At 65.5% G+C, this 24,114-nt stretch carries 21 protein-coding genes; 12 read left to right on the top strand and 9 right to left on the bottom strand.

Annotation, left to right across the window (positions count from 1 at the left end):
- Position 1 precedes the first annotated feature (1 nt).
- Together M1248_RS01590 and iolC are read right to left on the bottom strand one after the other, a co-directional pair.
- Positions 2 to 895, bottom strand: a complete 894-nt coding sequence (locus M1248_RS01590) for an aldolase (protein ID WP_317147368.1) — start codon at positions 893 to 895, stop codon at positions 2 to 4.
- A complete protein-coding gene (gene iolC, locus M1248_RS01595) occupies positions 888 to 1,892 on the bottom strand; it encodes a 5-dehydro-2-deoxygluconokinase (RefSeq protein WP_317147369.1) in 1,005 nt (334 codons plus the stop codon). The genes M1248_RS01590 and iolC overlap by 8 nt, the downstream gene beginning before the upstream one ends.
- Positions 1,893 to 2,046: 154 nt before the next feature.
- On the opposite strand from iolC, the gene M1248_RS01600 reads away from it, so the two are divergent.
- On the top strand, positions 2,047 to 2,778 hold the full coding sequence (locus tag M1248_RS01600; RefSeq protein WP_317147370.1) for a GntR family transcriptional regulator: 732 nt from the start codon (positions 2,047 to 2,049) through the stop codon (positions 2,776 to 2,778).
- A gap of 13 nt (positions 2,779 to 2,791) precedes the next feature.
- On the opposite strand, the gene M1248_RS01605 is transcribed toward M1248_RS01600, so the two are convergent.
- Positions 2,792 to 3,580, bottom strand: coding sequence for a TIM barrel protein (locus M1248_RS01605; RefSeq protein WP_317147371.1), 789 nt, complete (start codon positions 3,578 to 3,580; stop codon positions 2,792 to 2,794).
- A complete protein-coding gene (locus tag M1248_RS01610) occupies positions 3,577 to 4,548 on the bottom strand; it encodes a Gfo/Idh/MocA family oxidoreductase (RefSeq protein ID WP_317147372.1) in 972 nt (323 codons plus the stop codon). Before M1248_RS01610 ends, M1248_RS01605 begins: the two co-directional genes overlap by 4 nt.
- Before the next feature lie 95 nt (positions 4,549 to 4,643).
- On the opposite strand from M1248_RS01610, the gene M1248_RS01615 reads away from it, so the two are divergent.
- The 5 genes from M1248_RS01615 (at position 4,644) to M1248_RS01635 (ending at position 8,952) form a co-directional block, all read left to right on the top strand.
- Entirely contained in the window at positions 4,644 to 5,654 is a 1,011-nt protein-coding gene (locus tag M1248_RS01615; RefSeq protein ID WP_317147373.1) for a LacI family DNA-binding transcriptional regulator, read from the top strand.
- A 114-nt stretch (positions 5,655 to 5,768) separates the two neighbouring features.
- Positions 5,769 to 6,755, top strand: a complete 987-nt coding sequence (locus M1248_RS01620; protein WP_163729767.1) for a substrate-binding domain-containing protein — start codon at positions 5,769 to 5,771, stop codon at positions 6,753 to 6,755.
- 31 nt (positions 6,756 to 6,786) lie between these two features.
- Positions 6,787 to 7,845 carry an ABC transporter permease gene (locus M1248_RS01625; RefSeq protein WP_317147374.1) on the top strand — a complete coding sequence of 353 codons (1,059 nt, stop codon included), beginning with the start codon at positions 6,787 to 6,789 and terminating at the stop codon, positions 7,843 to 7,845.
- Between the two features lie 3 nt (positions 7,846 to 7,848).
- Positions 7,849 to 8,673, top strand: a complete 825-nt coding sequence (locus tag M1248_RS01630; RefSeq protein WP_163729765.1) for an ATP-binding cassette domain-containing protein — start codon at positions 7,849 to 7,851, stop codon at positions 8,671 to 8,673.
- A gap of 126 nt (positions 8,674 to 8,799) precedes the next feature.
- Positions 8,800 to 8,952, top strand: a complete 153-nt coding sequence (locus M1248_RS01635; protein WP_163729764.1) for a hypothetical protein — start codon at positions 8,800 to 8,802, stop codon at positions 8,950 to 8,952.
- Here M1248_RS01635 and M1248_RS33295 read toward each other — a convergent pair.
- From M1248_RS33295 to M1248_RS01660, 4 genes are read right to left on the bottom strand one after another with little or no spacing between them, the layout of a single operon-like run.
- On the bottom strand, positions 8,949 to 12,119 hold the full coding sequence (locus M1248_RS33295) for a long-chain-fatty-acid--CoA ligase (protein WP_410506602.1): 3,171 nt from the start codon (positions 12,117 to 12,119) through the stop codon (positions 8,949 to 8,951). The genes M1248_RS01635 and M1248_RS33295 overlap by 4 nt on opposite strands.
- A 20-nt stretch (positions 12,120 to 12,139) precedes the next feature.
- Positions 12,140 to 13,225, bottom strand: a complete 1,086-nt coding sequence (locus M1248_RS01650; RefSeq protein ID WP_317147375.1) for an acyl-CoA dehydrogenase family protein — start codon at positions 13,223 to 13,225, stop codon at positions 12,140 to 12,142.
- A gap of 1 nt (position 13,226) precedes the next feature.
- A complete protein-coding gene (locus tag M1248_RS01655; RefSeq protein ID WP_317147376.1) occupies positions 13,227 to 14,468 on the bottom strand; it encodes an acyl-CoA dehydrogenase in 1,242 nt (413 codons plus the stop codon).
- A gap of 3 nt (positions 14,469 to 14,471) precedes the next feature.
- Positions 14,472 to 15,368, bottom strand: a complete 897-nt coding sequence (locus tag M1248_RS01660) for an enoyl-CoA hydratase (protein ID WP_163729760.1) — start codon at positions 15,366 to 15,368, stop codon at positions 14,472 to 14,474.
- A 249-nt stretch (positions 15,369 to 15,617) separates the two neighbouring features.
- Here M1248_RS01660 and M1248_RS01665 point away from each other — a divergent pair, with 249 nt between their 5' ends.
- From M1248_RS01665 to M1248_RS01690, 6 genes are read left to right on the top strand one after another with little or no spacing between them, the layout of a single operon-like run.
- A complete protein-coding gene (locus tag M1248_RS01665; protein WP_163729759.1) occupies positions 15,618 to 16,727 on the top strand; it encodes an LLM class flavin-dependent oxidoreductase in 1,110 nt (369 codons plus the stop codon).
- Positions 16,728 to 16,757: 30 nt separating this feature from the next.
- Positions 16,758 to 19,274, top strand: coding sequence for an FAD-binding oxidoreductase (locus M1248_RS01670; protein WP_317147377.1), 2,517 nt, complete (start codon positions 16,758 to 16,760; stop codon positions 19,272 to 19,274).
- Positions 19,275 to 19,320: 46 nt separating this feature from the next.
- The gene (locus M1248_RS01675; RefSeq protein WP_163729757.1) at positions 19,321 to 20,376 is read left to right on the top strand and encodes an alpha/beta fold hydrolase; all 1,056 of its coding nucleotides are present in this window, start codon (positions 19,321 to 19,323) and stop codon (positions 20,374 to 20,376) included.
- A 23-nt stretch (positions 20,377 to 20,399) separates the two neighbouring features.
- On the top strand, positions 20,400 to 20,918 hold the full coding sequence (locus M1248_RS01680) for a flavin reductase family protein (protein ID WP_317147378.1): 519 nt from the start codon (positions 20,400 to 20,402) through the stop codon (positions 20,916 to 20,918).
- Entirely contained in the window at positions 20,915 to 22,003 is a 1,089-nt protein-coding gene (locus M1248_RS01685) for a 3,4-dihydroxy-2-butanone-4-phosphate synthase (RefSeq protein ID WP_163729755.1), read from the top strand. The genes M1248_RS01680 and M1248_RS01685 overlap by 4 nt, the downstream gene beginning before the upstream one ends.
- Positions 22,004 to 22,040: 37 nt before the next feature.
- On the top strand, positions 22,041 to 22,811 hold the full coding sequence (locus tag M1248_RS01690) for a glucose 1-dehydrogenase (RefSeq protein WP_317147379.1): 771 nt from the start codon (positions 22,041 to 22,043) through the stop codon (positions 22,809 to 22,811).
- Here the strand turns inward: M1248_RS01690 and M1248_RS01695 are convergent.
- Positions 22,772 to 24,001: a TetR/AcrR family transcriptional regulator gene (locus M1248_RS01695; protein WP_163737375.1), complete on the bottom strand. Its 1,230-nt coding sequence runs from the start codon at positions 23,999 to 24,001 to the stop codon at positions 22,772 to 22,774. The two genes, M1248_RS01690 and M1248_RS01695, sit on opposite strands and share 40 nt — an antisense overlap.
- Between the last annotated feature and the right edge of the window lie 113 nt (positions 24,002 to 24,114).

The following is a 24,114-nucleotide window of genomic DNA, read 5'->3' on the forward strand; positions in this document are numbered from 1 at the left end:
GTCACCTCACCATCGATACGGCGGTCGCGACGGCGGAGGCCACGTCGTCGTCCGGGGGATAGAGCAGCGTTCGTCCGACGATGAGCCCCCGCACCGACGGCAGCGCCAGTGCCTTCTCCCAACTCGCGAATGCTTCGTCGGGATCGGTCGGGTCGCCGCCCAGCAGCAGTGTGGGCAGCGTCGTCGCCTCCATCACGCGGTCCATCTCGTCGACGACCGGGAGCTTCATCCACGTGTAGGCCGAGGTCGAGCCGATGCCCTGGCCGATGTGAATCGACTTGATCACTGCGTCGGGGGACAGGTCGTTGCGGACCTTCCCATCGACGCGGGACGACATGAACGGTTCCAGCATCGCGATGAGTCCGTTCGCGGCCAGCTCGTCAACGGCGCGTGCGCACGCCGCCATGGTCGCGACGGTGCCAGGGTCATCGAGATCGATGCGGCACAACATCTTTCCGCCGTTCATCTTCGCCGCGGCGGTGGACGCCGCTGTGGCGGCCGTCATCCTGTCGTCGAGTTCGAAGGACGCGCCGGCCAGCCCGCCGCGATTGAACGACGAGAACACGACCTTGTCCTCGAGCGCGCCGAGCAACACCAGGTCGTCGAGGATGTCGGAGGTGGCCAGAACGCCGTCGACGCCGGGATCGGCGAGCGCCGCGCGCAGCCGGTCAAGCAGGTCGGTGCGGCTGTTCATCGCGGTCTGGCGGGTGCCGACGGCGAGTGCACCGCGGGCGGGGTGGTCGGCGGCCACGATCATCAGGCGACCGTTGCCCCTGATGGTCGGGCGCGTGACGCGGTTCTGCCATGCGCGGGCTATCGCCCCGGGATCGCTGGCACGCAGCTCGGTGATCGCCGCGTAGTCGGTGCATAGTGCGCCGGGCAGTGATCTAGACATTGACCGCCTCCGCCGCTGTACGTTCGGCGAGTTCGGCCACCTCGGCGGCGGTCGGCATCGCTGTCGAGCACTCCAGCCGGGAGGCGACGATGGCACCCGCGGCGTTGGCGTAGCGCAGGGTCTTCTCCAGCGACCAGCCGTGCAGCAGGCCGTGACACAGGCTGCCGCCGAACGCATCCCCGGCGCCGAGGCCGTTGACGACGTCGACCTCGTTGGGTGGCACGGTCACCGAGCTGCGCTTGGTCTTGCCGAGGACACCGCGCGGCCCCTGCTTCACGACCGCCAGCTCAACGCCGAGGTCCAGTAGCGCATCGGCGGCCTTGTGCGGGTTGGATTCCCCGACGGCGATCTGGCACTCCTCGCGGTTGCCCACCGCGACGGTGACATGCTGCAGGGCCCGCTGGACCTGCTCGGTGGCGGCGGCAGGGGAGTCCCAGAACATCGGGCGGTAGTCGAGGTCGAGCACCGTCAGCGGCGCCCGGTCGCGGTGCTGATCCTCTTCGCGCGAGCGCTCATCGCGAGCCGACCATGCCGCGAAATGCGCGCTGCGGCTCGGCTCTTCGGACAGCCCGGTCACGGTCGACCAGTAGAGCCGCGCCGAGTGTACGGCGTCGGTATCGATGTCATCGGCACTGATCTGCAGGTCCGGTGCCTTGGGGCGACGGTAGAAGTACAGCGGGAAGTCGTCGGGTGGGAAAATCTCGCAGAAGGTAACGGGCGTCGGGTATTCGTCGTTGGTCACCACGTGGCGGTTGTCGACGCCGAGGCGGGCCAATTCGTTGCTGACGAACTTGCCGAACGGGTCGGCGCCCACACCGGAGATCAGCGCCGAGCGGTTACCGAGGCGTGCGGCGGCCACCGCGACGTTCGCGGCGCTGCCGCCGAGGAACTTGCCGAAAGTCTCGACATCCTGCAGGCCCACCCCGATCTGCAGGGGATAAACATCGACGCCGCAGCGCCCGATGGCGAGTACGTCATGTGGCTGTGTAGTCGTCAAGGGTCGGCTCTCCACGAGTAGGGGATGGCTGTATATGACTGTGCCCGTCATCACTCGGCCATGTCAATAGTTTGTCCTGACATTCTATCTTTCGATCATAGGGTGCTAGGATTCAGCTACTCTTTGTCTGATCCCTCAGCAGATCGGAGACAACGTGTCCCTGACAGTGGAGCTCGACAGGTCAAGCCCTGTTCCTCTCTACTATCAGCTCGCTCAGGCCATCGAGGCGGCGATACGCGATGGCGAACTCGCGCCCGGTGACCGTTTCGAGAATGAGCTGGCGTTGGCGAAGAGATTGACGCTTTCGCGGCCTACGACGAGGCGTGCGATCCAGGAGCTCGTCGACAAGGGACTGCTGGTTCGCAAGCGCGGTGTTGGCACGCAAGTCGTACAGAATCCGGTTCACCGGCGCGTCGAGCTGACAAGCCTTTTCGACGACCTCGCCCGCGCCGGCCAGGAACCGACAACTCAGTTGCTCGAGTACTCCGTTGGCAAGCCCGACGAGGAGATCGCGCGCGAGCTCAGCATCTCCGAGGACCGCGAGGTCGTCACCATCCACCGACTGCGATGTGCCAACGGCGAACCGCTCGCGGTGATGATCAACCACCTTCCGGTCGAGATCGCGCCCGAAGCGGACGAGCTCGAGACCGTCGGCCTGTATCAGTCGCTGCGTTCGCGCGGCGTGCACATCCGCCTGGCGCGTCAGCGCATCGGGGCAAAGGGTGCCTCGCGCACCGAGGCTCGCCTGCTCGGGGAGAAACTCAACGCTCCCCTTCTGACCATGGCGCGGACCGCGTTCGACGACTCGGGCACTGCGGTCGAGTTCGGTACACACTGCTACCGCGCGTCGCGGTACTACTTCGACACGACCTTGGTCGACCGCTAGCTTTTCTCGCGGGTCACGAGAACGCGGCCCGAAAAGCTTCCAGTGCCGCTTCACTGCCTTCGATGCTGTCGACGGATGCCCACGCCTCCATGCCGATGGTGCCGGTGTAGTTGATACCCCGCAGCGCCTTCGCGATGGCGGGGTAGTTGATCTCGCCGGTTCCAGGCTCGCAGCGTCCGGGGACGTCGGCCACCTGGATCTCGCCGATGGCATCGCCGCAGCGCCGAACCAATTCGATGAGATTCCCCTCGCCGATCTGTGCGTGATAAAGGTCGAGCATCATCTTCACGTTCGGATGCGCGATGCCCTCGATCAGGGCCAACGTGTCCTTGGCGCGGGCCAGCGGGATGCCGGGATGGTCGACGATCGTGTTGAGGTTCTCGACGCAGAACTGCACGCCGGCCTCAGCTCCGAGATCACCGATGCGCTGAAGGGTGCGCAGCGCGGTCAGCCGCATCTCGCCGGTCGCGCGCTGGCGCGGTCGCACGGCGTTTCCTTCGCCGTCGAGTTCGGCGGAATGCAGGTTGAGTCGCGAAACGCCCAGTGTCTCAGCGGCTTTGATGGAGAGCTCCGCGGTGCGGACCACCTCGTCGCAGGTGGACGGATCGATCAGGTCACCGTGGAGGTAGCCCGTCATCGACGTGAAGCGGGCGCCGGTGGCCGCCAGCGCATCGAGGTCTTTGTCGTGCCAGCTCCAGATCTCGACGGCGAAGCCCATCTCGTGGATTCGGCGCACCCGTTCGAGGATCGGTAGCTCCGTGAAGACCATCTCCGACGACACGGCAAGCTCGAAGGTGCTCATGACATCACCGCGTTGAGGACGACCGGTTGTCCCGTCTCCACGGATTCACGTGCCGCCAGGGCGACCTCGAGCGCCACGCGTGCGTCCGCACCGCTCACCGAAGGTTCGCTGCCTGTCGCTACGCAGTCGACGAAATGGGCGAACTGTGCGACGTAGGCGTCGGCGAACAATTCGGTGTTCACTCGGCCGGCATTCTCGGGTGAATTGCCTGCCAGCAGCACCCCATCGGATCCGAACACCTCGCCGCGGATGTCGTAGCCGTAGACCGCCTGGAAGCTCGCCTCCGCGACGGCGAAAGCACCGTTGTCGAACCTGATCTGGACGACCGATGTGTCCAGGAAGCCGTTGTCCGCGAATTGTGGGTGCACCAGAGCGTCGGCCTGAGCGAAGACCTGAGTGACGCGCGCGCCCGGATTGAGCCAGCACAACGTGTCGAAATCGTGAATCAGCGTCTCGTTGAATATCGTCCAAGGTTTCACGCGCGCCGCGACGTCGACCGCGATACCGGGGTCGCGGGTCAGCGACCGCAACATCTGTGGCCTGCCGATCGCACCGTCGACGATTCGGGCGTGCATGTCGGCGAACTCGGCGGCGAATCGCCGGTTGAAACCGACCTGCAGCGCGACGCCGGTGGACCGTGCCGCGCTTATTGCGCGGTCAGCATCGTCGAGGGTGAGGGCCATCGGCTTCTCGCAGAACACGTGCTTGCCTGCGTGGGCCGCGGCGACGACGAGATCGGTGTGAGAAGCGGCCGGCGAGCAGATCGCGACTGCTTCGACAGCCGGATCGGCGATCAGCTCCAGCGGATCGAGGTACGGCCGCACCCCTGAAAAGCCCTCAGCCGCACCGGGAACCGGGTCGGCGACCGCGACGAGCCGGGCATTCGGCAGTCGGCTGGCCAGGGTCTCAGCGTGATAGCTGCCGATCCAGCCTGCGCCGATGAGCCCGAAGGACAGGGAATTGGACATAGTGACTCCGATCGCGACTAGAACGTTCTAGTAGACGGTAGCGATATGGCTGATTCTCGTCAACGAATTCACTAGAACGATCTAAAGTTCATCCCGTGCAGCCCCGACCGACGCTCGCCGATGTGGCCGAACGCGCCGGTGTCTCGCGCGCACTGGTGTCCATCGTCATGCGGGACGCGCCCGGTGCCAGCGAGCAGACCCGAGAGCGAGTGCGCCGTGCGGCCGACGAGATCGGCTATCGGCCCGACCCGCACGCACGCAGACTGCGCCAGCACCGGTCGAAGCTTCTCGGCGTGACGTTCACCGCGGGCGCCGAGTTCCACGCCGAACTCGTCGACGGCGTGTATGTCGCAGCGGACGAACTGGGCTACGACGTCGTCCTCAGTGCGGTGACTCCGCACCGTGACGAGGCGCGCGCGCTGCGGACCCTGGTCGACGATCGCTGCGAAGGTCTGGTGATGATCGGGCCCGATCTACCTGCCGGCGACCTAGCGGAGGTGGCCGTCAAGGCCCCGCTGGTCGTGGTGGCCCGGCGAGTGCGCGGAGTGGATGCGGTACGCAGCGACGACGCCGCAGGTGCGGTTATGGGCATGGAGCACCTGATCGGACTTGGCCATCAGCGCATCCTGTTCCTCGACGGCGGGCGGGCGCCGGGCGCGGCGGAGCGGCGGCGTGGTTACCGCCAAACCGTTCACGCGAGCGGTTTGTCGGAGATGACGTTCCAGGGCGGCCTGACGGAGCGAGAGGGTGCGGCGGCCGCGGTCGCCATGCTCCAGTCAAAGCCTTTGCCGACCGCAGTCTTTGCGTTCAACGACCGCTGTGCGGTCGGCTTCATCGACATGCTGATCAGATCCGGAGTGGCTGTCCCGCAGCAGGTTTCAGTCGTCGGCTTCGACGACAGCCCACTCGCCGGGTTGGCGCATATCGACCTCACGACAATTCGCCAGGATTCCGCGGGCCTGGCGCATCAGGCGGTGCGGCGGTTGGTGGCGAGGCTTGACGATGCCAACCAGGGAACCGCGGCCGCGGGGCCGGTCGACATCACCTGTGAGCCGACCCTGGTGATTCGCGGATCGACCGCATCACGGTCTGACCTCGACCGATAGGTCCGACGTATGACCTGCAGTCCTAATGTCAGGACAAACTATTGACTTTCTGTTGTGAGGCGTATTACATCGACAAAGAGAGGTGCTGCGTCGCACTCGAAACAAGGAGATTCAATGAGGATTAGTCGGCTCGCGGCGATGGCCGGGGTGACCGTGCTCGTACTGGGAATCGCGTCGTGTTCGTCCACCGGCGGTAAGCCGCGGGAGAGCGAAGGCGGGATGGGCGGCGGCACCGTCGACACACCGCGCGCGACGATCGCGATGATCACCCACGAAGTGCCGGGTGACTCGTTCTGGGATCTGATCCGCAAGGGCGCAGAGACCGCGGCGAAGAAGGACAACATCGAGCTGCGCTATTCGAACGATCCTGAAGCGCCCAACCAGGCCAACCTCGTACAGACCGCGATCGACAGCGGAGTCGATGGCATTGCGCTCACGCTCGCCAAGCCCGATGCGATGCGTGCCGCCGTCGCGGCCGCAGAGGCCAAGGGCATTCCTGTCGTCGCGTTCAACGCAGGCGGCGACGCCTGGCAGCAAATGGGTGTCAAGGAGTTCTTCGGGCAGGACGAGTTCATCGCGGGCCAGGCCGCTGGGGACCGGCTCAAGCAGGACGGCGCGAAGAAGGTGCTCTGTGTCATTCAGGAACAGGGGCACGTCGGCCTCGAAGACCGCTGTGCCGGTGTGAAGAGCAATTTCCCCGCGACCGAGAACCTCAACGTCAACGGCAAGGACATGCCGTCGGTCGAATCGACGATCACCGCGAAGCTGCAACAGGACCCGAGCGTCGACTACGTGGTGACGCTGGGGGCGCCGTTCGCGTTGACCGCTGTGCAATCGGCGAAGAACGCGGGCAGCAACGCCAGGATCGGCACCTTCGACACCAACGCCGCGCTCGTCAGCGCGATCCAGGACGGCAGCGTGCAATGGGCCGTCGATCAGCAGCCGTTCCTGCAGGGTTATCTGTCGATCGACTCGCTGTGGCTGTACCTGAACAACGGCAACGTGATCGGGGGCGGCAAGGAGACCCTGACCGGTCCGGCGTTCATCGACAAGACGAACGTCGACGCCGTGGCCGAGTTTGCGAAGGGCGGAACCCGCTGATGAGGACTTGCGCGAAGAAGGAAGTGCACTGATGAGTACCAGTACCGGAGTCGACCTCGCCGAACGTAAGGTCGTTCGCGACGAACGTGTCAAAGAACGAAACCGCATACAACGGATGCTGATTCGCCCCGAGATGGGTGCGCTGATCGGCGCGGTCGTCATCTTCATCTTCTTCTTCATCATGGCGCCGCCGTTCAGGTCGGCCGAATCGCTGGCCACAGTTCTCTACGGCAGCTCGACCATCGGAATCATGGCGTGCGCAGTCGCCCTGCTGATGATCGGCGGTGAGTTCGACCTGTCGGCCGGCGTCGCGGTCACCACAGGTTCCCTGGCGGCGTCCATGCTGGCCTGGAACTTTCATCTGAACCTGTGGGCGGGGGCGGGTTTGGCGCTCATCCTGTCGCTCGCCGTCGGATTCTTCAACGGGTACATGGTGATGAGAACCAAGATCCCGAGCTTCCTGATCACGCTGGGGACCCTGTTGATGTTGACCGGTGCGAATATCGCCGTGACCAAATGGGTTTCCGGGGCTGTCGCCACGCCCAGCGTGAGCGATATGCAGGGCTGGGAGTCCGCCCGTGCCGTGTTCGCGTCGACGCTGACGATCTTCGGGGTGCCCGTGCGCATCACGGTGCTGTGGTGGCTGCTGTTCACCTTGATCGCGACCTACGTGCTGTTCAAGACCAAGATCGGTAACTGGATCTTCGCCGTCGGTGGCGACGCGGAAAGTGCGCGTGCTGTCGGCGTGCCCGTCACCGCGGTGAAGATCGGGCTTTTCATGTTCGTCGGGTTCGCGGCATGGTTTTCCGGCATGCATCTTCTGTTCTCGTACAACACTGTTCAGTCCGGCCAGGGAGTGGGGCAGGAGTTCATCTACATCATTGCTGCCGTCATCGGCGGGTGTCTGCTGACGGGCGGATACGGGACGGCCATCGGTGCCGCGATCGGCGCGTTCATCTTCGGCATGGTGCAGCAGGGCATCGTTTATGCAGGCTGGGAACCAGACTGGTTCAAGTTCTTCATGGGCGTGATGCTGCTGTTCGCGGTCATCGCCAACAACGCATTCCGCAACTACGCCGCTAAGAGGTGAACCATGACCGCAACCGTTGACCAACATGTCGAAGAAGCTCCGTCCGGAGGCAAGGTGCCGCTGGTCGAGCTGAAGAGCATCGGCAAGATGTACGGCAACATCACTGCGCTGAAAGACATCTCGCTGCGTGTGCACGCCGGTGAGGTGACGGGGATTCTCGGCGACAACGGCGCAGGCAAGTCGACGCTGATCAAGATCATCGCCGGGTACCACCCGCCGAGCGAGGGCGAACTGCTCGTCGACGGTGAGCCCGCCCGCCTCGCATCACCGAAAGATGCACTGGGCAAGGGAATCGCGACGGTCTATCAGAATCTGGCCGTCGTGCCGCTGATGCCGGTGTGGCGCAACTTCTTCCTCGGCCAAGAGCTTCGGAAGAAGTCCTTTCCATTCTCGTTGGACTCGAACGCGATGCGTGCCACCACGTTGTCCGAACTTGCGAAGATGGGCATCGAACTGCCCGACGTCGACGTGCCCATCGGCTCGCTCTCCGGTGGTCAGCGGCAATGCGTGGCGATCGCGCGGGCCGTGTTCTTCGGTGCGCGAGTGCTCATCCTCGATGAGCCGACCGCGGCACTGGGTGTCAAGCAGTCAGGGGTGGTGTTGAAGTACATCACCGCCGCCAAAGAGGCCGGTTTCGGCGTGGTGTTCATCACACACAATCCGCATCACGCGCACATGGTGGGTGACCACTTCGTGCTGCTCAACCGGGGTCGTCAGAAGCTGGACTGCACATACGACGACATCACGCTCGAGCACCTCACACAGGAGATGGCCGGCGGTGACGAGCTCGAGGCGTTGTCGCACGAACTGCGCGGTAAAGGCGCATAACCGCGCTCAGAAGAGCCCCGCGACGGAGGTCACGGGGCCCTTCGCGGATTACAGTTCGGTCGCTGTTCACCTCGTAGGCAGTGCGCCGCGAATGACGGCTGCGGGCACAGACGGCACAATGGATTCGTGCATATCGAACCCGATCCGAAACGGCACGCGCCGGTCTGGCGCGACCCGCTGTCTGCGGGGTGGCGTGCGCACCGGGGCCTGCTGATGCTTCGGTTGCGGTGGCATGCGCGCCGCGACGCGCCCGCCCGGCCGCCGCAGCCTTCGAACTAGGTTTCCAACCCCAAGAGCCGTACCGTCTCGGTCCGCATCTCGACCTTGCGGACCTTGCCGGTCACCGTCATCGGGAACTCGTCGACGACGTGTACATAGCGCGGAATCTTGAAGTGCGCGAGCTTTCCGGATGCGAACGCCCGCACGGCGTCGGCGTCCAGTGGTGTGCGGCCGGCCCGCATCCTGATCCAGGCGCAGATCTCTTCGCCGTACTTCTCGTCGGGAACGCCGATCACCTGAGCGTCATCGATGTCGGGGTGGGTGTGCAGAAACTCCTCGACCTCGCGCGGATAGACGTTCTCGCCGCCGCGGATCACCATGTCCTTGATGCGACCGATCACCATGCAGTACCCGTCGTCCCGCATCACCGCCAGATCACCGGTGTGCATCCAGCCGTCGACATCGACGGCCTCGCGCGTGCGGTCGTCGTCGTTCCAATAGCCCAGCATCACCGAATAGCCCCTGGTGCAAAACTCGCCCGGCTGACCACGTTTCACGGTGTGACCGGTTTCGGGGTCGACGATCCTGATCTCTACGTGCGGATGCGCCCGCCCCACGGTGGAGGTGCGGCGGTCTAGGTCGTCGTCGATCAGCGTCTGGCAGGACACCGGCGACGTTTCCGTCATGCCGTAGGCGATCGCCAGCTCGGACATGTTCAGCTCGTTGACGCACCGCTTCATCAGCTCCATCGGGCAGGTCGCCCCGGCCATGATGCCGGTCCGCAGCGATGAAAGGTCACGCTCGCCGAGATCGGGGTGGCCGAGCATTGCGATGAACATCGTCGGTACGCCGTAAAGGGCGGTGCAGCGCTCCTTTTCGATCGCCTCCAACGTCGCGGCCGGGTCGAATCCTGCCGCGGGAATGACCATCGTGGCGCCGTGGGTGGTGCACCCGAGATTGCCCATCACCATGCCGAAGCAGTGATAGAAGGGCACCGGGATGCAGAGCCGTTCGCCGGGGCCGAGGTTGATCAGCTCGGTGACGAAGAACCCGTTGTTGAGGATGTTGTGGTGTGACAGGGTGGCGCCCTTGGGGGAACCCGTTGTCCCCGAGGTGTATTGGATGTTGATCGGATCGCTGGGCTGCAGGCTGTCCATTCGCGTCCGCAAGTCGGCCGCCGACACCTGACTGGCGCGGGCCCGCAGGGCGTCCCAGTCGCCGGTGTCCAAGAAGACGACCCCGGTCACGTCGGGTGTTTCCGGCAGCACTTCGCCGACCATGCTGCGGTAGTCGGAGGTCTTGAACGCGCTCGCTGACACCAAGAGTCGCGTGCCCGACTGGCGGAGCACATACGCCAGCTCGTGGGTGCGGTAGGCGGGGTTGACGGCGACCAGGATCGCGCCGATCTTGGCGGTCGCGTACTGGAGGATGGTCCATTCCGGGCAGTTGGGCGCCCAGATGCCGACGCGATCACCGCGCTCGATACCGCTTGCGATCAACGCCCGTGCGACCAAGTCGATCTCGGCGTTCAGTTCGGCATAGGACCAGCGCCGGCCGCCTGCGACGTCGACCAGGGCCTCCGCGTCGGGATACGTCGTGGCGGTCCGCTCGAAGTTCGCCCCGATCGTCTCGTCAAGCAGGGGAGTGTCGGTCGGTCCCATGGCATACGCCTGGGTACCGGACTCGGCGGCACCGTATTCCTCGCGCAGCCGAGTCTTCAGGACCTTCCCGCTTGCGTTGCGCGGCAACGTGTCGACGATCGCGAGGCGACGCGGGCGCTTGTAGGGGGCGAGGTGCTGCCGGCAATGCGCTTCGATGTCGTCGTCGGTCGGAGGATCGGCAGCGTCGCGCGGGACGATCACGGCCAAGGGCGTCTCGCCCCACTTCACATCGGGTACCCCGATGATCGCCACCTCGGCGACCTTGGGACAGGTGGCGAGCACGTTCTCCACCTCGGCGCAGTAGATGTTCTCCCCGCCGGAGATGATCATGTCCTTCTTGCGGTCGACCACATAGATGTAGCCGTCGGAGTCCTGGCGGACCAGGTCGCCGGAGTGAAACCACCCGCCGCGGAACGCTTCTGCCGTCTCGTCGGCCTTGTTCCAGTACTCCTTCATGACCAGTGGGCCCAGATAGACGATCTCGCCGACCTCGCCCTGGGCGACATCGTTCATCTGGTCGTCCACGATCCGCGTCTCCACGTTGAGCATCGGCGTGCCCACCGAGCCGATCTTGCGCAGCGCGTCCTCGCCACGGAGCAGACACGTGATGGGGCTGCATTCGGTCTGACCGAACGCGGCGATGATCTCGGCGTGCGGGAACACGTCGATCATGGTTCGCAGCAGCGTCGTCGACGCAGGCGCGGCACCCCACCACACGCGGCACAGGCGGGACAGATCCCGGGAGCCGAGATCGGGCATGGCGCAGACGATCTGCCACTGAGCCGGCGTCATCCAGCACGAGGTGACGCGTTCCTCGACGATCGTGGCGACGATCGCGGCGGGGTCGAACCCGCCCGAGGGGGGAATGACCGCGGTGCGGCCGTTGAGGAACATCGGCAGCATCCCGGACACACCGGCCGTATGAAACAGCGGCGCCACTGCCATCCAACAGTCGTCGTCATCGCGGTTTCCCAGGGTGGCGATCGAACTGAAGGCGTGCAGATAAAGGTTGCGGTGGGTGAGGACAGCGCCCTTGGGGAAGCCTGTCGTCCCCGACGTGTACATGATGAAGGCGGGCGCCTCGTCGTCGACCGTGACCTCGGCGACAGCACTGTCGGCGGCGGCGATGATGTCGTCCATATCACCGCCGATGGTGATGACCGTGTCTACCGACGGAGCCTTGGCACATGCCTCTTCCACCGCCGGCGCGAGCGCGATGTCCACCAACACGGCCGCCGCACCGCTGTCCGAGAGCACATATGCGATCTCTTCGGCCACCATCCGGAAGTTCACGGGTACCGCGATGGCGCCGAGACGCAATGCGGCAAGCCAGGACTCGACGAGTTCGATGCTGTTGTATCCGAGGACGGCCACCCGATCGCCATGGCCGATACCGCGGGCGGACAGCGCGTTGGCCAGCCGTGTCACCCGGTCGTCCAGCTCGAAAAAGGTGCACCGTCGTCGCGGATCGACGAACGCGACCTTGTCGGGTCGGACACCGGCATGCCTGCGCAGGACATCGCTGAGCGTGATGCCGGTGCAGGGGGATACGAGCGTGGTCATCATTGCTCCTTTGCGAGTGAGGATCAAAGACCCGCGCGGTCGGCGAGCAGCAGGCGATGATGTGTGCTTCCACCGAACAGCGCCTGGGTCGTCTTGGCGCGTCGGAAGTACAGGTGCAGGTCGTGCTCCCAGGTGAAGGCGATACCGCCGTGCACCTGGATGGCGGAACCGGCGCACAGCGCGAAGGTGTCGGCGGCCTGCGCCTTCACCAGCGGGCCGACGATCCGCAGTTCCGCGTCGTCCGCGGCACTCATCGCGGCGTACATCACAGCCGTGCGCGTCGCATCGATCTCGATCATCATCTCGGCGCAGGCGTGCTTGACCGCCTGAAAGGATCCGATCGGGCGGTCGAATTGCTTTCGGGTGCGGGCGTATTCGACCGCCATCGTGAGACAGGCCTCGGCGCCGCCGAGCATCTCCGCGGCGAGCAGCACCCGTGCGATGTCCATCACCCGCTCGATATCCTCGGGTGATCCCGCGGACAGCGCTTCGGCGGGGGCGTGCGCCAGTTCCAGCCTGGCGACGGGTCGCGTGACGTCGAAGGACGGCAGGTTCACGAGAGTCACCCCCGGCGCATCCGCTGCGACCACGTGCAGGGCGACCACACCGTCGGCTACCGCGGGCACGATGAACAGGTCCGCGACCGAACCGTGCAGGACCGGCCCGCATACGCCGGTGAGGACGGTGCCGCCCTGCCATTCGGCGCGCACCCGTGCCGTCGCGGGGTCGGTGTCGCCATGGGCTGCCACCGCGAGCGCGCCGACCTGGTCTCCGCAGAGCATTCCCTTCAGCAGTCTGCGACGCTGCTCCTCGTCACCGGTGCGGAACACCGCTTCGACTGCAAAGGTCGTGGCCGCCAACGGAACCGGCGTCAGTGCCCGGCCGAGCTCGGAGAACGCGACCGCCGCCTCGACCAAGGTGCCACCCGCACCGCCGTATTCGAGCGGAACGTGCAACCCCGGCAGCTCCAGCTCGTTGCACATCCGCTTCCAGAGCTGGGGGTCGTGGCCCGCGGCGCCGCGGATCATGGCGGGCGGTGCGGCGTCACGGAGAAAACCGTTCAGTGATGCGCGAAAGTCGTCTTGTTCTGTGCTGTAACGAAAGTCCATGTCACCGATTCCCGCCTGCGGCCGCGTGAGGCCGTGGTTCTTTGGGCAGCCCGAGCAGTTGCTCACCGATCACATTGCGCTGGATCTGAGAACTACCGGCGTAGATCGTCGCGGCGCGCGCGTAGAGCAATTCGTCCATCCAGCAGGCCGCCGAGTTGGGTGTGCCCGCCTCCGGAACTATCAGCGCCGCACCGTTGCCCGGACCTTCCGGCCCGAGTGTCTCGACGCCGAGGATCTCGGCGGCCAGCTCGGTGTGGTGCCTGAAGTACTCGCTCCAGATGACCTTGCTGATCGCGGCGTCGGGGCCGGGACGCTGGCCGTCCAGCAGCTGCGTCAGACCGCGGTAGCCCTGGTAACGCATGATCTGGACCCGCGAATAGCACCACGCCAGTCCGTCGCGGATATGCGGGTCGGTGTGCAATCCACGCGCTCTGGCGAGGTCGTTCAACCGCTCGAGGTCCCTCCCGAAGTCGATGGCCGCGGTGGTGATCTGCGCGCCGCGTTCGAAGCCGAGCAGCGTCATCGCGGTCGGCCACCCGTGGCCGATCCCGCCGACCACGTTGGCTGCCGGGGTTCGGGCGTCGGTCAGGAACACTTCGCTGAACGAGGCATGCCCGGCCGCGTTGACGATCGGGCGTACGTCGACGCCCGGTTGGCCCATGGGGACCAGCAGCAGTGAAAGTCCCTTGTGCTTCGGCGCATCGGGAGCTGTGCGCGCCAGAACGAAAATCCAGTTCGCGCATGCGCCTGCGGATGTCCAGATCTTCTGGCCGTTGACCACCCACTCGTCGCCGTCGAGCACGGCCCTCGTCCGCACCGACGCCAGGTCGGAGCCTGCCTCGGGCTCGGAGAAACCCTGACACCAACGGTCCTCGCCGGACAGGATCCGCGGCAGAAAGTGCCTCTTCTGCTCCTCGGAACCAAGTGCGATCAGCGTGTTGCCGATCAGCTCGATTCCGAACCGGTCGTTCTCCGGAGGTTCCGGTGCGCCGGCGCGGGCGAATTCCTCTGCCAGGACGACCTGTTCGATGACGGACAGGCCGGCTCCGCCATATTCCCTCGGCCAGGACACGGCGACCAGTCCGCGGTCCGCGAGGATCTGGCGCCACCGATGTGCGAAAGTCTCCCGGTCTTCCGGCGCCAGCGCACCGCCGCCCGGCCAGCTCTGCGGAAGGTGCTCGGCGAGGAACGTGCGGATCCGGTCCCGGAACGCCTCTGCTTGTTGCGGGTACTCGACGTCCATCGATCAGGGCCGCCGCTTGGCCGCGGGCAGGATCTCGGGTGCGATGCGCCAGTCCTCGAGTCCGTAGTCGACCGTCCCGTAGGACAACTCCCCGCCGGTCACTTCGCTCCAGTGCGCGTGATTGAGCTGATGGATCTTGAAGCAGGCGTCGAGCGCCGTCGAAAAGCCCATCGCGTCGACGGTCTGATTCACCGATTCCTTGATCAGGAGGGCCGCGAGGGTCGGCAACTTGGCGATGCGGCGGACGAACTCGACGGTGCGATCGGCCAGCTCGTCGTTGGGGAACACCTTGCTCACCATGCCGATGGCGTGGGCTTCGTCGGCATCCAGCGAGTCGCCGGTGAGCAGCAGTTCCTTCGCCTTGCGGGGCCCGAACTCCCACGGGTGGCCGAAGTACTCGACGCCGCACATGCCCAGCCGCGTGCCGACGACGTCGGCGAAGACGGTGTCCTCACCGGCGACGATGAGGTCACAGCACCATGCCAGCATCAGTCCCGCCGACAGGACCATGCCGTGGACCTCGGCGACAGTGATCTTGCGCAGATTGCGCCAGCGCTTGGTGTTCTCGAAGAAGTAGTGCCACTCCTGACGGTTGCGGGACTCGACTCCGCCGTACGTTCCGCCGTTGCACTGGTAGGTCGGGTGCTGGTCGGGGCCTGGTGAGCGTTCCCGGACATCGTCGGTGGAGCCCAGGTCGTGACCGGCGGAGAACGACGACCCCGCGGCCCGCAGCAGCACCACTCGCACCTCGTCGTTCGATTCGGCCAGCTCGAATGCGCAGCCCAGCTCGACGAGCATTCCGCGGTTCTGCGCGTTGCGCTGCTTGGGCCGATCGAGCGTGATGACGGCGATCTGCCCCCCGTCGATGACCTCGTATCCGATGTAGTCGAAATCCGACACGGATCACTCCCTTCTTTCGGTGCATCAGGCCGCGCGGCCGCTCGATCGCGGTGACCAGGCGTTTGGGTGCTTGACGTTGGCGAGATTACGCGGCGCGACCGCAATATGTCCATAGCCAATACGCGCTATCAAAAACTTCAGAGACGTAAATCACGATGCAAACTGATGCTTGCGCTCAATGATGTATCTTGCTAGTACTGTGTTGTACATCGCAGTCGGCGGTACCGAAGCATCCCAGAAGGGTTGAAGATGGAGATCGGAATTTTCCTCATGCCGGCACACCCGCCGGAGCGAAGCCTGTTCGACGCCACCCAGTGGGATCTCGACATAATCGAGCTCGCCGACCAGCTGGGTTACGTCGAGGCGTGGGTCGGTGAGCACTTCACCGTGCCGTGGGAGCCGATCTGTGCGCCGGACCTGCTGCTGGCGCAGGCGCTGCAACGCACGAAGAGGATCAAGCTGGCGCCGGGTGCGCACCTGTTGCCGTACCACCACCCGGTGGAATTGGCGCATCGCGTCGCATATTTCGACCATCTCGCGCAGGGCAGGTTCATGCTCGGTGTCGGCGCCAGCGGCATCCCAGGGGACTGGGCCCTGTTCGACGTGGACGGCCACAACGGTGAGCATCGCGAGATGACGCGTGAGGCGCTCGAAATCATGTTGCGCATCTGGACCGAGGACGGACCGTGGGAGCACCGCGGAAAGTACTGGAACGCCAACGGGATTGCGCCGATGTACGACGGCCTGATGCGCCGTCACATCAAGCCGTTCCAGTCGCCGCACCCGCCGATCGGTGTCACCGGCTTCAGCGCCGGTTCGGAAACCCTCAAACTCGCGGGCGAACGCGGCTACATACCGATGAGCCTCGATCTGAACACCGACTACGTGGCCACCCACTGGGATGCCGTGCTGGAAGGGGCGGCCCGCAGCGGGCGTACTCCCGATCGCCGTGAATGGCGACTGGTGCGCGAGGTCGTTGTGGCGGAGACCGACGAGAAGGCGTTCCGCTACGCCGTCGACGGCATGCTCGGCCGCAACATGCGCGAGTACGTACTGCCGACCTTCAAGACGATGGGCATGACGAAGTTCTACAAGCACGACCCCGCGGTGCCCGATGCCGACGTCACGCCGGAGTACCTGGCCGAGAACACATTTGTGGTGGGTTCGGTCGAGACGGTCGTGGACAAACTGGAGGCGACCTACGACCAGGTCGGCGGTTTCGGTCACCTGCTCATCCTCGGGTTCGACTACAGCGAGGACCCCGGACCGTGGAAGGAGTCGATGCGGCTACTCGCGGAGGAAGTCATGCCACGGCTGAACGCGCGCATCGCGAAAAAGCCGGCGGGCGCGGTCGTCTGACGTCGAGCACGGGTAGGAAAGGGCACTGGCGTGGAAGCTCATCAGATCACGGTGCGATATTCGGACGGCACGCAGAAGACGATGCCGGGACGGCCAGACCAGTCGATTCTCGATGCGGCGGAAGAGCACGGTGTCTCGATCGTCAACGAGTGCCAGAGCGGCATCTGCGGAACGTGCGTCGCCACGTGCGCCTCGGGTGACTATCAGATGGGGCGCACTGAAGGCCTGTCGGACGTCGAGCGCTCAGCGCGAAAGGTCTTGACGTGCCAGACGTTCGCCGATACCGATTGCGTCATCGATCTGCAGTATCCGGCCGATGACAACGCGGCGCGACTGGTCACCGGAGAGGGTGTGGTGACCAGTGTGCAGCGGCTGTCGGGCACCACCGCGATTCTGCGGATCGATACCTCGGGCATCGACGACTCGATCACGTTCAAGGCGGGCCAATTCGCTCAGCTGCGGGTCCCGGGAACCGATGTGTGGCGAAATTACTCCTTCGCGCATCCCGACGACGGCCGCACCGAACTGGAGTTCATCATTCGGTTGCTGCCCGACGGCGTGATGTCGAACTATGTGCGCGATCGCGCCAAACCGGGTGACCGAATCGCGTTGCGGTGCAGTAAGGGCGGCTTCTATCTGCGGCCGATCGTGCGGCCCGTCATCCTCGTGGCCGGCGGCACCGGGCTGTCGGCGATCCTGGCCATGGCTCAGAGCCTCGACAGTGACATCGGGAAACCGGTGCATCTGCTGTATGGCGTGACCGCCGCCGAGGACCTTTGCAAGCAGGACGAACTCGACGAACTCGCGCGACGCATCCCCGGCCTTCGGCTGCACACCATCGTGTCCCAATCCGACGCCGGCTGGGACGGCCCCGTCGGGCTGGTCACCGATCTGCTCGACGAATCCATGCTGAGTGACGGCGACGCCGACGTCTACCTCTGCGGCCCAGCACCCATGGTCGAGGCGACGCGAAACTGGCTCGACAACAATGGTATTCATCGCGTCGGTCTGTATTACGAGAAGTTTGTGGCGAGTGGGGCTGCGCGCAGGCGTACCCCGGCGCGCCTGGACTACGCCGAGCTCGACCTGACGCAGGTGCGACGTGACGGTCGCGGCACCGCCGTTGTCATCGGCGGTAGCATCGCCGGTATCGCGGCGGCCAAGGTGCTGACTGAGACGTTCGACCGGGTGATCGTGCTCGAGAAGGACGGCCGTCACTCCCGCCGTGAGGGCCGGCCTGGCGCGGCCCAAGGCTGGCACCTCCATCATCTGCTCACCGCGGGACAGATCGAGCTGGAACGGATTTTTCCGGGCATCGTCGACGACATGGTGGCCGAGGGTGCATTCAAGGTCGATATGGCAGACCAATACCGCATCCGGCTCGGTGGCACCTGGAAAAAGCCCGGCACCAGTGACATTCAGATCGTGTGCGCCGGCCGCCCGCTGCTCGAATGGTGCGTGCGGCGTCGGCTCGACGACGAACCCCGCATCGAGTTCCGATACGAGGCCGAGGTCGGTGACCTCGTCTACGACCGCGACGCCAATTGCGTCATCGGTGTCGCGGTGGACCGTGACGGCGTCCTTGATGTGGTGCCGGCCGAGTTCGTTGTCGACGCATCCGGGAAGAACACGCGCATACCGGAATTCCTGGAGCACGTAGGGATCGGCGCCCCTGAGGTCGAGCAGGACATCATCAACTGCTTCTACTCCACCATGCAGCACCACGTCCCGCCGGAGCGGCAGTGGGACGACAAGGTGATGGTGATCTGTTACGCCTACCGCCCCTACGAGGACACCTACGCCGCGCAGTACTACACGGACAGCTCACGCACCATTTTGTCCACGTCTCTTGTCGCCTACAACTGTTACTCGCCACCACGTACCGCACGCGAGTTCCGCGAGTTCGCCGACCGGATGCCCTCACCGGTCGTGGGTGAGAACATCGACGGGCTGGAGCCCGCGTCGCCGATCTACAACTTCCGCTACCCCAACATGCTGCGGCTGCGGTACGAGAAGATGCGCAACCTCCCGCGTGCCCTGCTGGTCGTCGGCGATGCCTACACCAGCGCCGACCCCGTGTCGGGGCTGGGTATGAGCCTGGCGCTCAAGGAAGTCCGCGAGATGCAGCTGTTGCTCGCCAAATACGGCGCGGGACATCACGACCTGCCGCGCCGCTACTACCGCAAGATCAGCAAGATGGCCGATACGGCCTGGTTCGTGATCCGCGAGCAGAACCTGCGCTTCGACTGGATCAAGGGCGTGCGTGACAAACGCCCGTTCTATTTCGGTGCGCTCACCTGGTACATGGACCGCGTCCTCGAACTGGTACACGACGACCTCGATACCTATCGTGAGTTCCTCGCGGTCGTTCACCTCGTCAAACCGCCCGCGGCCCTGATGATGCCGAAGGTCGCGGGCCGTGTGCTCGGCAAATGGGCGCGCACGAGGTTGTCAGGGCAGCAGACGCTGATCGCGCGCAACTACTCCGATCGGACCGTGCCCGTCGCCGATCGGCTGGACCGTCCCGAGGAAATCGCCGTCGGGTAGGCGGCAACCCCCACACACTGAACCACAACAAGGAGAGGCGACTCGCATGCCGCAGATTCATCGGATGCTCGACTGCCGTGGCACCCGGATCCACGCCGTGGAAGAGGGCGAGGGTCCGTTGGTGGTGCTGGTCCACGGCTTTCCCGAGTCGTGGTACTCGTGGCGCCATCAGATACCCGCGCTCGCGGCGGCGGGGTACCGCGTGGTGGCGATCGATCAGCGAGGCTACGGGCAATCGTCGAAGTTCCGCGTGCAGTCCGCTTATCGCATCAAAGAACTCGTCGGCGACATCCTCGGCGTGATCGACGCGTACGGCGAGAAGCAGGCGATCGTGGTCGGACACGACTGGGGCGCCCCGGTCGCGTGGACGTTCGCCTGGCTGCACCCAGACAGATGTGCCGGAGTCGCCGGGCTCAGTTGTCCCTTCGCCGGACGTGGTGTCATTGCCCTGCCGGGCAGCCCTTTCGGAGAGCAACGCCCGAACGATTATCACCTCGAGATCGCCGGACCGGGCAGGGTGTGGTACCAGGATTACTTCTCAGCGCAGGACGGCATCATCGCGGAGATCGAAGAGGACCTGCGCACCTGGCTCCTCGGACTCACCTACACGGTCTCGGGCGATGCCGTGAGCGCCGCCACGCGTGCCGCCGAGGCGGAGGGGATCGATCTGGCGGCCATGGATCCGCTCGACGTGATCCGCGCGGGCCCGTTGTGCATGCCCGAGGGGGCGCGCCTCAAGGACGCCTTCGTGTATCCGGAGAAGATGCCGGACTGGTTCACCGACGAGGATCTCGATTTCTACACAGGCGAATTCGAGCGCTCCGGCTTCGGCGGGCCGCTGAGCTTTTATCACAACATCGACAACGACTGGCACGACCTGGCCGACCAGGCCGGCAAGCCACTCACCCCGCCCGCCGTCTTCATCGGCGGGCAGTACGACGTCGGCACCACATGGGGAGCCGAAGCGACCGAACGGGCCGAGGAAATGATGCCGAACTACTGCGGCACCCACATGGTGGCCGAGGTCGGACACTGGATTCAGCAGGAAGAGCCCAAGGAGATCAACCGGCTGCTGCTCGACTTCCTGCACGGGCTGCGCTAACGGCAAGGCACGGACGAAAAGACATGCATCCAGTCCACTCCCGCCAACTCGACGACTCGACATTGCGTCGCGTCTTCGGGTGTTTCCCGTCCGGGGTGATCGCCGTCTGCGCGAGCATCGACGGTGAGCCGGTCGGCATGGCGGCCAGCTCGTTCACCACGGTTTCGGTGGCCCCGCCGCTGGTGTCGATTTGCGTGCAGAACACCTCGACCACATGGCCGAGGTTGCGCGAGTGCGAGAGGCTTGGTGTCAGTGTGCTGGCCGAGCACCACAGTGACGCCTGCCTTTCGCTGTCACGCAAGGTCGGGGACCGGTTCGCGGGGGTGCGCTGGACTGAACTGTCCAAGGGGGCGGTGTTCGTCCACGGGGCCACGGCGTGGCTGGACTGCCGCCTGCACTCCGAGCTCCCTGCGGGCGACCACACCATCGCGCTACTGGAGATCTGCGAACTCAGCGCCGATCCGGACACCCCACCACTTGTTTTTCACGGCAGCCGGTTTCGCCGACTCGCCGTCGCGGCAACAGCGGGGGAGCGCGGATGAGAACCTCAGATGTACGGGTGCGGCGCGCGATCGCAGCCGTAGGCGCGGGCCGTCCTGTCGTGGTGACAGACGATGCCGCGCAGGGCTACCTCGTCTTCGCCGCCGAGACCGCGACCTCCACACTGCTCGCCTTCACCGTCAGGCACACCTCCGGCTATGTCCGAATCGCCTTGCCGGGCACCGAGTGCGACCGGCTCGACCTGCCGCCGGTGTGCAACGGCGGCCACCTCGGCGCCACGCAGCGTGTCGCGGTCGATTGGGGCGGGGTTGGCACCGGCATCTCGGCGACCGACCGCGCCGCTACCATCGTGGCGCTCGCCGCGCAGGCGTCGTCACCCTCGGATTTCCGGCGTCCCGGCCACGTCGTGCCCGTCCTGGCCGATGCGGACGGCGTGTTGGCACAACCGGCGGTGGCGGAGGCGGCGGTGGACCTCGCCCGGCTCGGAGGCCGGCGACCCGCGGGCGTCCTCTGCGAGATCGTGTCGGGCGAGCGCGTCGGGGCGATCGCCGACGAGGCCGAGTCGATCGAGTTCGCCGACAGGCACGGGCTCGGTGTGATCTCGATCCCCGATCTCGCACAGTTCCGGCGGCGCACCGAACCGCAGGTCGTCCGGTCAGCCGAAACCCTGCTGCCCCTGGGTGCAGTGACGTCGCGCGCCATCGGTTTTCGTGACACCCACGGCGGCGGCGAACATCTCGTGGCGATCATCGGCGCCGCCGATTCGGATCGCCCGATGCCGTTACACGTGCACGTCGAATGTCTGACCGGAGACGTGTTCGGGTCGTTGGGTTGTTGCTGCGCCGACGACCTCCATCGCGCGGTGACGACGATGACTGCTCGGGGCAGCGGCATGATCGTGTACCTGCGCCCACCGGGTCCGGTCGGCGCCTGCGGATTGTCGACGCGCGACGCGTTGGGTGCGGAGCGGGTTTCGCAGATCGTGGCATGGATATTGCGCGATCTGGGCGTGCATTCGGTCCGGCTGTCCGATGATGCTCCGGGGTTCGGCCTCGTGATGTTCGGTGCCATCCGCGAACACGGTTTGGTCGCCGGGCAACACCGGGTTCTTGCCGTCGCGGGGTGAGAATCGTTATGGCTCAAACACACTCACAAGGAGTCACATGACGCATCCGGACCTTGCTGGCAAGGCCGCCATCGTCACCGGCGCAGGCGCCGGCATCGGTCTCGCGATCGCAGCGCGCCTCGCCGACGAGGGCTGTCACGTGCTGTGCGCGGACATCGACGGCGCCGCCGCCGACGCCGCGGCGATGAAAATCGGCAGCGGCGCGGTCGGTTTCCGGGCCGACGTCAGCGACGAGGAACAGGTGATCGCGATGGTCGAGGCCTGCACAACCGAGTTCGGCGGAGTCGACAAACTCGTCGCGAACGCCGGAATCGTTCATTTCGCGCCCCTGACCGAAACGACCGTCGAGGACTTCGACCGGGTCATCAAGATCAACCTGCGCGGCGCGTGGTTGTGCACCAAACACGCCGCACCGAAGATGATCGAGCGCGGTGGCGGAGCGATCGTGAACATGTCGTCGCTGGCGGGTCAGGTGGCGGCGGCCGGGTCGGCGGCGTACGGCATGTCCAAGGCGGGGATCATCCATCTCAGCCGCGTGACCGCCGCCGAATTACGTTCGGCCAACGTGCGTTCCAATGCAGTGTTGCCCGCGTTCGTCGACACGCCGATGCAGCAGACCGCGATGGCGACGTTCGACGAGGTGCTCGGCGAGCGCGGCGCGGACAACATGATCGCCCGGCTGCAGGGCCGCATGGCCGGCCCGGAAGAGATCGCCGGAGTCGTCGCCTTCCTGCTGTCCGACGATGCGTCGATGGTGAACGGGACAGCTCAGATCGCGGATGGCGGAACCATTTCCGCGCTCTGGTGACCGCGGCTGGTCAGGATCGACAACACGATCGCGGTGATCTCTTCCGCGACGCCCGAATACCGGGTCAGGTGCCAGGTGCGCACGGTGTCGTCGATGAAGCTGATGGCCGCGGCGACGAGGAGTCGTGCCTGCGCGGCCGTGGTTTCGGGCACCAGTCTGCAGATGAGGTCGATCCATACCGCTTCGCGGTCGACCTGGTTGCGTGTGTATGTCTCGCTGACCTCGTCAGAGGCGTGGGAAAGTTCGGTGATCGACACCGACACCAGGTCGGGATCGTCGAGGCTGATGCGGACCCGCCCGGCGACCAGCGTGCGCAGACAGTCCGCCGTGTCGTTGTCGCTGCGCAACGCGCGAATGGTTTCCAGGCTCCACCAGTCATCCAGACGCCCGATGAGGGCGTCGAGGATGGCCTGCTTGGACGAGAACGTGCGATACAAGCCCGGACCCGCAATGCCGGCGCCCTTGCCGATCTCACTCGTGCTGACGGCCGGATAACCCTGAGCGCGGAAGAGACGCGCACCGGTGGCCAGCAGGGTTTCGTGCCGGGAGAACAATGCGCGCCCGTCATCGGGCGTTGGGTCGAGAGGTTTCAGCGCGCTGACGACAGGCGTCCGTGCAGCCGCCATGCTGGCCCGGTTCAGCAGTTCGGACAGCTCATCTCCCGGCAGGCTCAGGTTGTGTCTACCCAGGCTGGTGATGGTGCTGGACACCGCCCAGGCGCGCAATTCGAGATGCTGCGGGCTGAGGTCGGTCACCTCGAGCCGCACGCTGTCGCGAATCCCGGCCACGATGGCGTTGATGCGACGGCGCACCTCGGACCGCTCGACGTCGTCGAGGTAGCGGGCCTCGCGCTGCCAGAGCACGGTCAAAGACCGCGATGCGACGGCGGCCGCCGTCAGGTCGGGCAGTTCGACGCTCAACGGCCGCGGCGCCGACGCTGTCTCGCCCTCGGAGAGCTGCCGTGCGCTCTGATACTGCTCCTGGCCGGTGCGGATAGCGGCGGCGAGCAGAGCCTGCTTGTTGTCGTAGTGCCGATAGACCGCGCGGGCGGTGACACCCGCCGCCTCGGCGATGTCCTCCAGCTTGACCGAATGAAAGCCACGTTCGATGAACAGCCGAACCGCCTGCTCCAGGATCTGCTGCTTGCGGTCCTTCGGCCTGCGCTTGACGGTTGACACCGCAGGCTCCACCACCGCCCGTCGCCTCCCCTCTTGCTCACTCGAACCACCAAATCCTGCCAGACGCCTGCGCTTTGCGGCGGAGACGACATGCGGTGGGACTGCGGACGAGTCGCTGACCATGT

Source organism: Mycobacterium sp. 29Ha, assembly GCF_032883055.1.
In the GTDB taxonomy this organism is placed as follows: Bacteria; Actinomycetota; Actinomycetes; order Mycobacteriales; family Mycobacteriaceae; genus Mycobacterium; species Mycobacterium gallinarum.

Coding starts and splice junctions, on each gene's coding strand:
- M1248_RS01675 (WP_163729757.1), top strand. CDS start 19,321: ATGCCGCAGATTCATCGGATGCTCGACTGCCGTGGCACCCGGATCCAC.
- M1248_RS01605 (WP_317147371.1), bottom strand. CDS start 3,580: ATGAGCACCTTCGAGCTTGCCGTGTCGTCGGAGATGGTCTTCACGGAG.
- M1248_RS01665 (WP_163729759.1), top strand. CDS start 15,618: ATGGAGATCGGAATTTTCCTCATGCCGGCACACCCGCCGGAGCGAAGC.
- M1248_RS01610 (WP_317147372.1), bottom strand. CDS start 4,548: ATGTCCAATTCCCTGTCCTTCGGGCTCATCGGCGCAGGCTGGATCGGC.
- M1248_RS01620 (WP_163729767.1), top strand. CDS start 5,769: ATGAGGATTAGTCGGCTCGCGGCGATGGCCGGGGTGACCGTGCTCGTA.
- M1248_RS33295 (WP_410506602.1), bottom strand. CDS start 12,119: ATGATGACCACGCTCGTATCCCCCTGCACCGGCATCACGCTCAGCGAT.
- M1248_RS01650 (WP_317147375.1), bottom strand. CDS start 13,225: ATGGACTTTCGTTACAGCACAGAACAAGACGACTTTCGCGCATCACTG.
- M1248_RS01690 (WP_317147379.1), top strand. CDS start 22,041: ATGACGCATCCGGACCTTGCTGGCAAGGCCGCCATCGTCACCGGCGCA.
- M1248_RS01685 (WP_163729755.1), top strand. CDS start 20,915: ATGAGAACCTCAGATGTACGGGTGCGGCGCGCGATCGCAGCCGTAGGC.
- M1248_RS01590 (WP_317147368.1), bottom strand. CDS start 895: ATGTCTAGATCACTGCCCGGCGCACTATGCACCGACTACGCGGCGATC.
- M1248_RS01680 (WP_317147378.1), top strand. CDS start 20,400: ATGCATCCAGTCCACTCCCGCCAACTCGACGACTCGACATTGCGTCGC.
- M1248_RS01655 (WP_317147376.1), bottom strand. CDS start 14,468: ATGGACGTCGAGTACCCGCAACAAGCAGAGGCGTTCCGGGACCGGATC.
- M1248_RS01625 (WP_317147374.1), top strand. CDS start 6,787: ATGAGTACCAGTACCGGAGTCGACCTCGCCGAACGTAAGGTCGTTCGC.
- M1248_RS01630 (WP_163729765.1), top strand. CDS start 7,849: ATGACCGCAACCGTTGACCAACATGTCGAAGAAGCTCCGTCCGGAGGC.